A 13,064-nucleotide genomic window follows, 5' to 3' on the forward strand; every position below is an offset into this window, starting at 1 on the left:
CCGGTGATTGGAAATTCTGCCGCTGCCGGGAGTAGCGTCACACTATGACCCCAGGACGCCCCTCTCCGCCGCCCCTCGCCAAGCCGCTGCCACCTCTTGATCCTTCCGCTTCTTCGGCAGATGCCCGGTTGGCTTCCGGTTATGGTGCCCACTCCAGTGACGGAGGCCTCGTCCCGCTGACGGTCTCCCGGCGCCCACCCAAGGAAGATGATGTCGAAATTGCCATCGAATTCTGCGGGCTGTGCCATTCGGATGTGCATGCCACAAGGGGAGAGTGGAGTGCACCGAAGTATCCGCTGGTTCCAGGCCACGAGATTGTGGGACGTGTCAGCGGCGTGGGGTCCGCCGTCGACGACTTCTCCATCGGGGACCTCGTGGGCGTCGGCTGCATGGTGGATTCCTGCCGGGAGTGTGAGAGCTGCCTTGACGGGTTCGAGCAGTACTGCGAGAAGGGTCCGGTTGGCACCTACGGGGCCATCGATTCACGGAACCCTGGCACAATCACGCAAGGCGGTTACTCGTCCTCGGTGGTGGTAGACCGACGCTATGTGCTGAGGGTGCCGGAGAATCTTGACCCGGCAGCCGTCGCACCGCTCCTTTGCGCGGGAATCACTACGTACTCACCGCTGCGGCACTTCGATGTTGAAGAGGGCGACGTCGTGGGCGTCGTGGGCCTCGGCGGACTCGGGCACATGGCCGTCAAGCTCGCCAAGGCCATGGGAGCCCAAGTAAAGGTCTTCACCACTTCTGAAGCCAAGGTTGCGGCAGCCAAGGAGCTGGGGGCAGACGACGTCATTCTGTCCCGCGATGAAATCGCCATGAAAGCGGCCGCCGGAAGCATCGACGTCATCGTCGACACCGTCGCAGCTCCGCATGACCTCGGCCCGTATTTCCGGACCCTGCGTCTTGAAGGCGCGCTGTTCCAACTGGGTCTGCCCTCTGATCCCATGCCGCCGGTCAATCCCTGGCACCTGATCCGCCGCCGGATCGCCTACTCCGGTTCCTACATTGGTGGCATTGCCGAAACCCAGGAGATGCTGGACTTTTGTTCAGAGCACGGCGTTGTGTCCGACGTCGAAATCGTTTCAGCCGAACAACTCAACGACGCATATGACCGGATGGTGGCCGGCGACGTCAAGTACCGCTTCGTCCTGGACAACAAGACCCTCCCGGCTCCGGCAGCAAAGGCAGACGCATGAGCAGCATCTTCACCAAAATTATCAACGGCGAGATCCCCGGGCGGTTCGTCTGGCGTGACGAGGACGTGGTTGCCTTCCTGACCATGGGTCCGCTTGCCGACGGCCACACCCTGGTTGTCCCCGTTGAAGAGGTGGACCGCTGGACGGATGCCCGGCCGGAGGTTCTTTCCCGGACCATGGACGTCGCGCAGAAAATCGGTGCGGCCCAAGTGGACGTCTTCGGATCGGCCCGGGCGGGGCTACTGATCGCAGGCTACGAAGTTCACCACCTGCACGTGCACGTGTGGCCTTCGAATTCGATGGCGGACTACGATTTCGGGTCGGTGAACCAGAACCCGGATCCTGCCCAGCTGGACGCGAACGCGGAAAAACTCCGTGAGGGCTTGCGGGCAGCGGGCTACTCCAGGAATGTTCCCGAGTCCTAGGCCGGCGCCAACGCCTTGTTCAGCACGGCGCGGATCCTCTTCTCGGACACGGAATAGGCTGTGCCGAGTTCGACGGCGAAGAGGCTGACGCGCAACTCTTCGATCATCCAACGCACACGGGTGAGTTCCTCCCCGACGCGTCGTCCCGGCAGCAAAGCCGAGACGGTGTCGTCGTAGTCATCCTCCAGTCCCTGGATCACGCCCATATTCAATGCATCGCGCTGGACGTTCCCCGGCAGCTTCTCCAGGCGCTTCTCAATAGCGGCCAGGTAGCGCGGCAGCTGGCTGAGCTGGGCGTAACCCGTTTTAGCCACAAAACCCGGGTAGACCAGTTGCTCAAGCTGGCTCCTGATGTCGTTGAGCGAACTGATCAGTGCCAGGCTGGTGGTGCCCTTCAGCTGCTTCCTGATACGACCGGTACTGGACAGGATGCGCTCCACAATGGCGGTGACGGTGAAGACAGTGTCGATCAGATCGGCCCGCACTTGCTCATAGAGAGACCTGAAGGACGCCTCGTCCCAGGGCAACTCTGCCGGCGTCAGCTTGTCAATGGCAGCCAGCGCGCAGTCGGCGATCAGTGCTGATACCGAACCATGCGGATTCTGGCTGAACGTCAGTTTTTCCGTGTTACTCAAGTGCTCGAGGACGTAGCGGTCAGGGGAGGGAACTTTCAAGGCGAGGAGACGAATGACGCCGCCCCGCATGGCTTCCCGCTGCTCGGATTCAGTCTGGAACACCTTGAGCGCCGCCGACTGCCCCTCGTCCACCAACGCGGGATAGCCTGTGACGGTGTGACCGTTGACAGTGCCCTTAACTTCCTGCGGCAGAGTCCCAATGGTCCAGTCGGTGAGACCTGACTGCTCGGCTATGCCCTGGGTGCTTCCATCCTTGCCGGCCGCATCGTGGACCGGGACGTTCCGGCCGGAGATACCCTTGCCGGACCCGCCCTTGCCATTGGCGGACGCTCCGGTTTCTGCCCGCTTCGACGTCGCGTTGGCGGAGCGGGATGGGCTTGCGCCACTTCCAGGCGCCGTCGTGCGGGGCGTCGCCCCGAGGGATTCGGCAATGGCACGGCGCGTTGCCGGGGCGAGGCGCTCTTGCAGGACCTTGAGGTCCTTTCCTTCGTCGAGCACCTTGCCGTGCGAATCCACCACACGGAAGCTCACCCGAAGGTGTGATGGAACGGCGTCCCAGTTCCAGGATCCCGGCGGAATGGCTTGGCCCCGGATGCGTCGGAGAGCCAGCTCCAGCGAGGGCTCAAGCTCATCTGCAGCCGGATCGAAGTCGCGCTCCAATGCTGCGACAGCCTGCCGTGCGACGTCCGGTGCGGGAACAAAGTTTTTGCGGATGTTCTTTGGCAGCGACTTTATGAGCGCCGTCACGAGTTCAACACGCTGGCCAGGAATGAGCCAGCGGAAGGGCGCGTCATCGAGTTGGTTCAGGAAAAGGACAGGAACTTCGGCAGTAACGCCGTCTGACGGATTGGGAGGGGAACCCGGAGCGACCGGATGGAATTCGTAACTGAGCGGAAGCTCAAACCCCTTGTGCTGCAGAGTCTTCGGGTATGCGGATTCATCGAGGGCATCAGCGTCCTCGCTGATGAGCAGCGATTGGTCGAAGTCCAGCAGTTGGGGATCCTGCTGCCTGGCGTCCTTCCACCATTTATCGAAGTGGCGCTCGGACACCACCTCTTTGCCGATCCGGGCGTCATAGAACTCAAACAGTGTCTCGTCGTCGACCAGGATGTCCCGGCGACGCATCCGCGCCTCCAGCTCCTCGATTTCCTGGAGGAGTGCTCTGTTCCGGTGGAAGAACTTGTGATGGGTCTGCCAGTCACCCTCCACCAGGGCATGGCGGATAAACAGTTCGCGGGACAGCTCCGGATCCACCCTGCCGTAATTGATCCGCCGGCTGGGAATGATGGGAACGCCGTACAGGGTCACCTTTTCATGGGCCATCACGGCGCCCATCTTCTTGGACCAATGCGGCTCGCTGTAGCTTCGCTTTACCAGATCCGGCGCTACCTGCTCGGCCCAGAGCGGATCGAATTTGGCAGCCACCCTTGCCCAAAGGCGGCTTGTCTCAACCAGTTCGGCGGCCATTACGAACGTTGGCGACTTCTTGAACAGTGCTGATCCAGGGAAGATGGCGAAGCGGCTGCCGCGGGCACCGGCGTATTCGCGCTTGCGTTCGTCCAGGATGCCGATGTGGCTGAGCAGCCCGGACAGCAGGCTGATGTGGATGCCCTCATGGTTGCCGACGGGATCGGCCAGCCGTTTGTTGTCCAGGCTGATTCCCAAGGGCCTTGCGAGCTGGCGGAGTTGGGCGAACAGATCCTGCCATTCCCGAACGCGGAGATAGTTGATGAACTCGGTCCGGCACAGCCGGCGGAACTGGGTGGACGAAAGTTCCTGCTGCTTTTCCTGAAGGTAGTTCCACAAGTTCAGGAAGCCCGTGAAATCGGAGTTTTCGTCCCGGAAACGGGCATGCTTCTCAGCCGCCAGTTGCTGCTTGTCGGTAGGGCGCTCGCGGGGATCCTGGATGGTGAGGGCCGCAGCGAGGATCATCACCTCACGGACGCAACCCCGCTTGCCTGCCTCGACGATCATGCGCCCCAGCCTCGGATCCACCGGAAGTTGCGCCAGCTTCTGCCCGACGGCGGTCAGCCCGCCCCCAGTCTGACCACGGCCGCCGCGGCTGGCATCGCCGTCTCCACCGCGGCCAGATCCACTGTTAGCGGCAGGGCCTGTGGTGACGGCAGGGTTCAGGGCGCCGAGTTCGCGGAGGAGGGTGACGCCGTCGTTGATGGCGCGCGAGTCCGGCGGTTCCACGAACGGGAAGCTCTCAACATCCTTGGGCCCGCGGGCCACTCCCATAGCGGTCATCTGGAGGATGACCGCGGCGAGGTTGGTGCGCAGGATTTCGGGGTCGGTGAACAGTGGCCTGGAATCGAAGTCTTCCTCGGAATACAGCCGGATGGCGATGCCGTCGGAGACACGGCCACACCGGCCCGAGCGCTGGTTTGCGGATGCCTGCGAGACGCGCTCGATCGGAAGACGCTGGACTTTGGTCCGGTGTGAGTACCGGGAGATGCGTGCCGTCCCGGTATCTATGACGTATTTGATCCCGGGTACCGTCAGGGAAGTCTCGGCGACGTTGGTGGCGAGGACTATCCGCCGTTTGCTGCCGGGATGGAAAACCTTGTGCTGTTCCTGCAGGCTCAGCCTTGCGAACAGCGGGAGAACCTCAGTCCCTGCCAGCCGCCGGTTCCCCTGGATCCTGGCGTTGAGGGCTTCGGCTGCGTCACGAATCTCGCGCTCGCCGGAGAAGAAGATCAGGATGTCGCCGGGCGCCTCTGCAGCCAGCTCATCGACAGCATCGCACACGGCATCCAGGGGATCACGGTCTTCCTCGAGTGCGTCATCCGAGGTGTCTTCTTCCGATTCCCGCCCTGCAGGTTGGGACAAGGGCCGGTAGCGGATTTCGACCGGGAAGGTCCGTCCGGATACCTCGATAATGGGGGAGGGCGCCTGCTCTGTGCCAAAGTGCTTCGCAAAGCGCTCAGGATCAATGGTGGCTGAAGTGATGATGATCTTCAGGTCAGGCCGTTGCGGAAGGATCCTCTTGAGGTAGCCCAGGATGAAGTCGATGTTGAGGCTGCGCTCGTGGGCCTCGTCGATGATGATGGCGTTGTACTTGCGCAACAGTTTGTCCCGCTGGATTTCAGCGAGCAGGATGCCATCGGTCATAAGCTTGACCTTCGTGGACCTGCTCACCTCGCCTGTGAAGCGGACCTGGAAGCCTACCTCCTGGCCTATTTCTACGCCCAGCTCCTCGGCGATGCGCTCAGCAACGGTGCGGGCAGCCAGCCGGCGCGGCTGGGTATGGCCGATCAGTCCGTTCTCCCCGAGTCCCAGCTCAAGGCACATCTTGGGAATCTGCGTGGTTTTTCCGGAGCCCGTTTCGCCGGCGATGATGGTTACCTGATTCGCGGCGATGGCCGCCATCAGATCCTCGCGGCGCTCGGATACCGGCAGCTCGGCGGGGTAGGAGATATGAAAAGTCATGGCTGGAAACAGTCTACTGCTGAGCAGGGAACCGCTCGTTTTCCTCAGACGCCGGAAGTCCGCCAGCTGCCGCCTGGATAAGCCGCTCGGCGACTGCGCGTGCATGGTCCCGGAATTCCGCAGGGGAGAGGATCTCGAAGTCCATGCCCAGGGACGCCAAATGGGCGGCAGGAGTCTCCAGCCTGTCCCAGCCCGCGCGGAGAATGGTCCTGTCCTCTCCTTCTGCGCTCAGGCTTGCCGTGTGCGGGCCCACGAGGGCGGCTACTTCATGGACCGGAGCATGGAGCCGGACCACCACGTCATATTTGTAGGGCGACCGGGTGATGGATTCCTGGACATAGGCGGCAATGTCCTTCGCGGGCAATTGCCGGGGAACAAACCGCTTGCGCTCAGTGGGCATGGAGGAAATCCTGTCGGCGCGGAATGTACGCCAGTCCTCCCTTTCTGTATCCCATGCCACGAAGTACCAGCGGCGCCCGGTGTCCACCAGCCGGTAGGGCTCCACAAGACGGCGGCCGGTGCCGCCGTCGGCCTTTGTGTAGTCAAAGCTCAGTTCGCGGTGGTCCGTGATGGCTGCCGAGATCGCAGTCAGCTGCATGGGATCGACAGGCGCCGCATCGCTGGGAAGGGTGGTGACGGTGTTTTTCAGGGCAGCGAACCGGCGTCGCAGCCGCGAGGGAAGAACCTGCTCGAGCTTGGCCAAGGCACGAACGGACGACTCGCCTATCCCGGCCACCGGGCCGGCAGCGACGGCACCGAGCCCCAGGGCGACAGCCAGAGCCTCGTCGTCGTCCAGCAGGAGGGGAGGCAGTTCGGCGCCGGGACCGAGTTGATATCCGCCCGCGATTCCCGGTGATGCGTGGATCGGATAGCCGAGGGTCCGGAGTTTGCCGATATCGCGCCGGATGGTCCTCTCCGTCACCTGCATCCGCTCGGCCAGGGCGGGTCCAGTCCACTCCCGGCGGATCTGAAGCAGCGAAAGCAGTTGGAGGAGGCGGGCAGAGGTCTGGATCATGACCCCAAATGTACTTCATGTGTAAAACAGTCGAGGACCGAATCCGTCCTCAAGCGGTCATAGGATCCGGTTACTGAGGTGGTCAGCAAACTTCGTGATCCGCAGGGAAACCACATGCTGAGGGCTGGCACTGCGCCTGACCGGTGTTTCCTGGCCTGATTCACGTGGCTGGAATCTTTTGGCCGGGGAGGTCTGGAGCAGGACAGTGGCAGCCCTGTCGGTCAGAAATTGCGGAGTGTGTAGTTGGTGCTTGGCAGGTCCATGGCTTTCCAGTCAGGGTGGGACTGCTCGCGGGGAGTGTGGCCCCTGCCGTCACCCAAAATGCTGGTCAGGGTGGCGGGAAGTACGACGAGGAGAAGGACGATGAGTACAACAGCGATGATTTCCATGACTCAATCCTTCTCCTGGCATGCATCACGGAACAGTGGCAGAAATGCCCAAAAAGCTATAATTCCTGCCAACCTTCTGCCATACTGATGTCATGCTTAAATCGGTGGCGGTAATCGTTGTCCCTCACTTCTCGCTCTTCGAGTTCGGCACGGCCTACGAGGTTTTTGGAATCGACAGATCGGCGCGTGAAGGGGGAGTGCCGGCCTTTGATTTCCGTGTCTGCGCCCCCGAACCCGGAGACATCCCGCTCAAGGGCGGCCTGTCAATGAACGTCACTCTGGGGCTGGAGGCCACGGCCGACGCCGATCTGGTGATTATGACTCCCTACGGCCGGGATGAAGATGTGCACGAAGACGTGCTGGAAGCCTTGCGCGCAGCGCATGCCCGGGGAGCCTGGGTCATGTCCATCTGTTCCGGAGCCTTCGCACTGGCCAGGGCGGGGCTCCTGGATGGTCGCCGCTGCACCACCCACTGGCACTATTCCAACGAGCTTGCCGCCAGATACCCGGACGTGATCGTTGATGAGAATGTGCTGTACGTCCAGGACGGGAACCTTGTGACGAGTGCCGGTACTGCCGCCGGAATCGATGCCAGCCTGCACCTTGTCCGCGTTGAGCTCGGGGCAGGCGTGGCTGCCTCGATTGCACGGGACATGGTGGTTCCTCCGCATCGCGACGGCGGTCAGGCCCAGTTCATCGAACGCCCCATGCCGAGCTGTGGATCGGCTCCCATGGAGGAGTTGCTGCGGTGGATGGTGATGCATTTGGACGAGGAACATACTGTCAATGAGTTGGCCAACCGTCTGCATATGTCGCCCCGGACGTTCGCCCGCCGGTTCCGTTCCGAAACGGGAACCACTCCGGCGGCGTGGCTGAATTCGCAGCGCGTTCTGAGGGCACAGGAATTGCTCGAAGCCACTGACTTGAACATCGATGAGATTGCCCGTGAAGCAGGGTTCGGCCACTCCGTTTTGCTGCGGCACCATTTCGCCAAGGTTCTCGACACGAGCCCGCAGCTGTACCGGAGGACCTTCAGGGGGCAGCTGGCCTCAGCCGTATAGTCCGCCTCAGCGCCTTCCGTCCTTGTTTCGGGCAGCCTCCGCAGCAGCCCGGGTGTTGTCCACAAGAATGCGCCATGGGCCGGTGACAGCCCGCTCCGGAAGCGTGGCCCGGTGCTGTCCGGCGCGGATGGAGTACATGAAGCGGTCGGGCTGGTTGCCGCCGCCATCCTCGTCCCGTCCAGGTATCGCGTCCCAGGGACAGGCTGCGATGAGGGGCTCCCAGCGGCTTTTGTCCGCAGGGGTTACAGCCTTCACGCTCCACTCACGGGTCAGCGCAGCGATGCCGCCGCTGCGCTGGACGGTGATTTTCATGGCCTGGTTCCTGTGCTTCCGGTACTGCCGGACCGCTTTGGGTGCTTCCTTCAGGGGAGTTCACTCTGTGCAGGCGGCGTCTCTTATAGCTTTACCTTGACAGTTTCCCATGCCAGCTTCACGGCGTCATGTTCCTTTGAAGCTGCTCCGAACAGCTCCTCTGCCGAGGCCAGAGTTACCTTGGCGAAGGCCCGGAACGTAGTGTCGGCCTTAAGCGAGCCGCTCGTGAGGGCGTCGTACCAGATGCGGCCAGGCGAGTCCCATGCATAACCGCCCAAACTTGAGGCCACGAGGTAGAACGCCCGGTTTGGTATGCCGGAGTTGATGTGTACTCCGCCGTTGTCGGCGCTGGTCCGTACATAAGAATCCATCGAGTCCGGCTGCGGATCTTTGCCCAGTACGTCATCGTCATATGCCGTTCCCGGAGCTTTCATAGAGCGCAGGGCAGAACCTTCAACCTGGGACGTAAAAAGGCCTTCTCCAATAAGCCAGCTGGCTTCCGCAGCTGTTTGCTGGGCGACGAACTGCTCCACCAGGGCGCCAAAGACGTCAGACAGGGATTCGTTGATCGCTCCGGCCTGGTTACGGTAGGCGAGACCGGCTGAGTGCTGTGTGACTCCGTGAGCCAACTCGTGGCCGATAACGCTGAGGGAAAGAGTGAAGCGCTGAAAGATCTCCCCGTCCCCGTCACCGAAAACCATTTGTGATCCGTCCCAGAAGGCGTTGTCGTACAGCTTTCCGAAGTGAACCGTCGCGTCAAGCGGGAGGCCCTGTGCGTCTATGGAATTGCGTCCGAACACGTCCGCATAGAGCCGGTGCGTATGGCCGAGTCCATCGTAGGCCTCGTCGGCGGCCGGATCACCGGTAGCTGGTTCGCCTTCCTTCCTGACTACATTGCCCGGCAGTATTTCCGCTTCCTGGGCATCGTAAACGGTCCTTTGCGGAGGGCCCGCTTTCACGTGCCGAACACCGGGAGGAAGGCCGGGGGAGGGCTGTGCCCGCGCGGCCTGGACGCTTTTGACGTGAAGCAGCGCTTCCTTGGCCGCCCTCGCCGCCGCCGAGAATTGTGGCGCGTCCTGTGCCGCCACCCGCTTAAGGATGTACGGCGGAATGATCGAACAGTACATGGAATACCCCTTGCCTCTTGACCCGCGCCTCTTGACCCGCTGTCTCCTTGAAATCAGCCTACGAGGGGGCAGCGACTTTTTTGCGGTGGCACAGCAAAAGCCCGCCAATTCGTTGAACTGACGGGCTTTCGGGTGTGCCCTCGATAGGATTCGAACCTACGACCTTCTGCTCCGGAGGCAGACGCTCTATCCCCTGAGCTACGAGGGCATTTCAGGGACCCAGCCTTACCGGCGGGACGTCCTAGAGCTTAGCAGGAACGTAGCCCTGAAGGGAAAACCAGCGCCTCCTGACAGTCGGCGTTCGTCAATAGCCGGCAAAAGAATCAGTACGTACCTTTTTAGCCCCTGCCCGCCGGGCCGCGGAACGCAGGGATCGAACGCTGGCAGGCGAGCCGGAAATGTAGACCTCACGCTCTGAAATGTCCGGCACAAGCTCTTTCAGGGCGGGCCCATCGAGCCGGGCGGAGCGGCCCGGGCCGGCGCCGGCTACTGCCTGCACAGAACCCTCCAAGCGTGAGGCACCGTCCGGCGCAGGGCCAGCGATGGCATTGTGGAACGACCGTGGCGGCGCAGATCCGTCCGAGAGCCGTACGATGACTCGCGCCCCTGACTTTTCCAGCTCGTCGGCGTAGGCGAGTTCGGCGGCGTTCTTGGCGAGGTACAGCAGCACCACATCACGTTCGCGGGCAGCACCGGCATTAAGGTGTGCCAGGAACGGAGTGATACCGATCCCTGCGGCGATCAGCAGTACGGGAACAGAAGGGTCACGCGGCATGACAAAGTCCCCACCCACAGCCGTGGCGGTCACGGTGTCCCCTGGCTCCAAGGAGTGGAGCGCGCGCTTGGCAGCGGAGAGGGGTTCAGCGGTGCCGACGCCGAAGGAAACCTCCGGATCGTCCGGGGAGCTGGTGACGCTGAAGACACGGCGGCGACCCTTCCCATCGGAGCCGCTGTGCGGGAGGTTCAGTTCCATGTATTGACCGGGGGTGAACCTGACGGAGCGTTCCGGACGGAAGGTGAATTCCGTCGTCGTAGGCGTGAGTGGGCGCGAGCCTTGGAAGTGAAGCCGGATACCGCCGCGCTGGCCCGCGAAGAAGGCGACCAGGTTGCCCAACAGCAACGCCAGCTCCGGGGAATTCGCCACAAACCCGAAGTTGTACGGCAAGGCAAAGACAACACCTACGACGGCGGCGAGCCCCAGCTGCTGCCATCGGCGGGGCGGCAAGGTCAGTGGCTCGGTGAGCATAAAACCGACAAAAAACAGTATGGGCCGCTGGGCAAGGGGCTGCCACAGGGCCGCCCCGGCCGACATCCCTGCGCGTAATAGTTCAACCGCCACGATTGAAGTGGAGACGACAACGAACACAAGGCCCATAATCATCTTCCTGGTCCGGTAAAGCACCAGCAGGATGCCCGGAACCAGGAGCAGGAGCATCGAAGGGGTGGCCGCCCACCAGGTCGCAATATTCAGTCCGGTCAGTCCTGTGATGAACGCCCCTGCCGCGGCAGGGTTGAAGATGTGACGGCCCCGCCAGGCGAGGGCAAATTTGGAGGCGGACGCCAGGACACAGGCAAGTGCCACACCTGCCATGTCGAACGTTCTGAACGAGGGCCAGAACAGGAAGTACAGCAGGAGCCCGGTGATCAGGGAGGATTCGGAATGTGGGTGTACCCCGAAGAGGGCGGCCAGGCCGCGGTTGGATGCATAGGTCAGCCCAAGGCACAGGGCCAGGTGCGCCAACATTTCCGGTATGCCGAAGGTCAGCCATCCCAGGACGTTCAGCAGCAGGCTGTACGCCACAAGAATCCCCAAAACCCAGAGCACAAGGCGGTACATCGTCAGGCGGTTGAGGGCAGTGTCCAGACGCGTGGTGACCGGGCTCCGCAAACTGATGGAACTCATGAGAAAAGTACTCCTTCTAAGTCTGCCGAGTATTCTGCGCTTCCGTCCGAGAAGACCTTGAGCCAGGAGAAATCAAAGTCCTCCTCGAGCCGGTCTCCGGGAACAAGGAACAGTGCCGTGGCCAGCGCGTCCGCCACCATGGCAGTAGAAGCCACCGTCCAGGTGGCCACTGTGGTTTGTACCGGAGCGCCGCTCAGTCCGTCCAGAACGTGGTGCAGCCCGTCGCCCCAGCTCCGTCTGTTTGAGGCTGATGCGCACAATGCGCCGGTGCCCAGGCTGATAGTCCCGATGGCACGTTCCGGGTCGTATGGGTGTTCCAGTCCTATCGACACCGGTTGGGGGCCTGAATTGCAGAGGTCACCACTGGCATCGAGGAAGTATTCGTCGAACCCCTGCGCCAAAAGGTCCTTGGCCAGCAGGTCCACCAGTTGCCCCTTACCCGCTGCGCCAATGTCCAGCACAACAGGGGCCGACGTCGACAGGATGGAACCTTCCCATAGCAGAACGTCCTCCCAGCGCGGCGGCGCCACCGGTGATCCCTTCGGATGCAAGGAGTATCCGGCGTCGTAACCAAGGTACTCAAGGCTTCCCCCGATCAGGGGTGTCATCGCGCCGCCGCTGATCCGGTAGAGCTCGTGGTAGAGCCGTCCAAGCTCCGCGGCGTTGTCAGGCATCTCGAAACGGCCGGACTCCCTCGCGGCAGAAGCCACCAGGGAGTCCGGGCGGAAACGGGACCAGGCGGCGTCGTAGTCCTCCACGATGGCCAGAAGCCTGCGTTGCTGCACGTCCGTCAGCTGAATGGGCGTACAGACCTCCCAACGGGTACCTATCCCGTCAAAAGTGAATGCCGCCCAACCCGGATGGGGCACGTGCTCTCCTTTAAGATGTGGAACTGTTGCAGGTGGTAGTGCCTACTTGGCCTGGGACTTGATCTTTTCCACGGCGTCGTTGAACCCGCCGCTGGTCAGGGACGAACCGGCCACCTTGGATACATTGAGTTCATCCAGCTTCTTTCCCACGACCTGCGCCTGGATCCCTCCGGCGAACTCACCTTGGAATTTCCTGGTGTTCGGGTTGGTCGGGTGCTCGGTGATTTTTACGCCTGATACTGTCCCATCCGCCAATGTCAGCTCGACGCCCACAGTCTCGGTGCCGTTGGGTGAGACATAGCTACCGTCGGCGCTGTAGGTCCCGTCCTTGTAGCCGGCGGCCGTCCCGGAGGTTGCCAGTGAGCTCGAGGGGGCGGCGGGCGTGGTGGCGCTTGTAGCTGCGGGAGTACTGGCTGCCGGGGAGGTGGCTGACGGCGCACATCCGGCCACGGTTCCTACCAGGGAGAGGCCGGCGACACCGACGAACAGACTTTTGCGGGCGGTTTTCATACAGGACTCGATTCTCGTTCGGGGACTGTTACGGATGTGACAACGTCAGAATCAGCGTAATGGTTCATCATTTCTTATCGCTGTGAATTTCCTGTGAACGCTCATCCTTCCAAAAAAGAATCCGAAGAGCGGCCCGAACAGCATCCGGGCCCGGGGGTTCGCGACGACTGCTGCCGCAACGCAAATT

Annotated in this window: 11 protein-coding genes and 1 tRNA gene; 3 read left to right on the plus strand and 9 right to left on the minus strand. The window is 62.1% G+C overall.

All coding sequences use genetic code 11. From position 1 onward, the window contains the following. Positions 1-44: 44 nt before the first annotated feature. Positions 45-1,199 carry an NAD(P)-dependent alcohol dehydrogenase gene (locus tag RIN13_RS06450; protein ID WP_309106512.1) on the plus strand — a complete coding sequence of 385 codons (1,155 nt, stop codon included), beginning with the start codon at positions 45-47 and terminating at the stop codon, positions 1,197-1,199. Next, positions 1,196-1,624, plus strand: a complete 429-nt coding sequence (locus tag RIN13_RS06455) for an HIT family protein (RefSeq protein ID WP_309106513.1) — start codon at positions 1,196-1,198, stop codon at positions 1,622-1,624. Before RIN13_RS06450 ends, RIN13_RS06455 begins: the two co-directional genes overlap by 4 nt. Here RIN13_RS06455 and hrpA read toward each other — a convergent pair. The 3 genes from hrpA to RIN13_RS06470 form a co-directional block, all read right to left on the minus strand. Beyond that, positions 1,621-5,691, minus strand: coding sequence for an ATP-dependent RNA helicase HrpA (gene hrpA / locus RIN13_RS06460; protein WP_309106514.1), 4,071 nt, complete (start codon positions 5,689-5,691; stop codon positions 1,621-1,623). The two genes, RIN13_RS06455 and hrpA, sit on opposite strands and share 4 nt — an antisense overlap. A 13-nt stretch (positions 5,692-5,704) precedes the next feature. Continuing rightward, positions 5,705-6,706, minus strand: coding sequence for a YafY family protein (locus RIN13_RS06465; protein ID WP_309106515.1), 1,002 nt, complete (start codon positions 6,704-6,706; stop codon positions 5,705-5,707). Positions 6,707-6,927: 221 nt separating this feature from the next. Further along, complete coding sequence (locus RIN13_RS06470) at positions 6,928-7,095, minus strand: hypothetical protein (protein WP_247042798.1); 168 nt, start codon at positions 7,093-7,095, stop codon at positions 6,928-6,930. 92 nt (positions 7,096-7,187) lie between these two features. Between RIN13_RS06470 and RIN13_RS06475 the strand changes: the two genes are divergently transcribed. Beyond that, the gene (locus tag RIN13_RS06475) at positions 7,188-8,156 is read left to right on the plus strand and encodes a helix-turn-helix domain-containing protein (RefSeq protein WP_309106516.1); all 969 of its coding nucleotides are present in this window, start codon (positions 7,188-7,190) and stop codon (positions 8,154-8,156) included. 6 nt (positions 8,157-8,162) lie between these two features. Here the strand turns inward: RIN13_RS06475 and RIN13_RS06480 are convergent, their stop codons facing one another. The 6 genes from RIN13_RS06480 to RIN13_RS06505 all read right to left on the minus strand — a co-directional run bounded on the left by RIN13_RS06480 (position 8,163) and on the right by RIN13_RS06505 (position 12,877). Then, positions 8,163-8,468, minus strand: a complete 306-nt coding sequence (locus tag RIN13_RS06480; RefSeq protein ID WP_309106517.1) for a protealysin inhibitor emfourin — start codon at positions 8,466-8,468, stop codon at positions 8,163-8,165. An 83-nt stretch (positions 8,469-8,551) separates the two neighbouring features. Further along, positions 8,552-9,595 (minus strand): M4 family metallopeptidase, encoded by a 1,044-nt coding sequence (locus RIN13_RS06485; protein ID WP_309106518.1) that lies wholly within the window; start codon positions 9,593-9,595, stop codon positions 8,552-8,554. Between the two features lie 135 nt (positions 9,596-9,730). Beyond that, positions 9,731-9,803, minus strand: a tRNA-Arg gene (locus RIN13_RS06490). A gap of 96 nt (positions 9,804-9,899) precedes the next feature. Continuing rightward, positions 9,900-11,498: an oxidoreductase gene (locus RIN13_RS06495; protein ID WP_309106519.1), complete on the minus strand. Its 1,599-nt coding sequence runs from the start codon at positions 11,496-11,498 to the stop codon at positions 9,900-9,902. Further along, positions 11,495-12,367: an FAD:protein FMN transferase gene (locus RIN13_RS06500; protein WP_309106520.1), complete on the minus strand. Its 873-nt coding sequence runs from the start codon at positions 12,365-12,367 to the stop codon at positions 11,495-11,497. Before RIN13_RS06500 ends, RIN13_RS06495 begins: the two co-directional genes overlap by 4 nt. A gap of 42 nt (positions 12,368-12,409) precedes the next feature. Then, the gene (locus RIN13_RS06505; RefSeq protein WP_309106521.1) at positions 12,410-12,877 is read right to left on the minus strand and encodes an FMN-binding protein; all 468 of its coding nucleotides are present in this window, start codon (positions 12,875-12,877) and stop codon (positions 12,410-12,412) included. Positions 12,878-13,064: the final 187 nt, after the last annotated feature.

This window comes from Arthrobacter sp., assembly GCF_031179985.1.
In the GTDB taxonomy this organism is placed as follows: Bacteria; Actinomycetota; Actinomycetes; order Actinomycetales; family Micrococcaceae; genus Arthrobacter.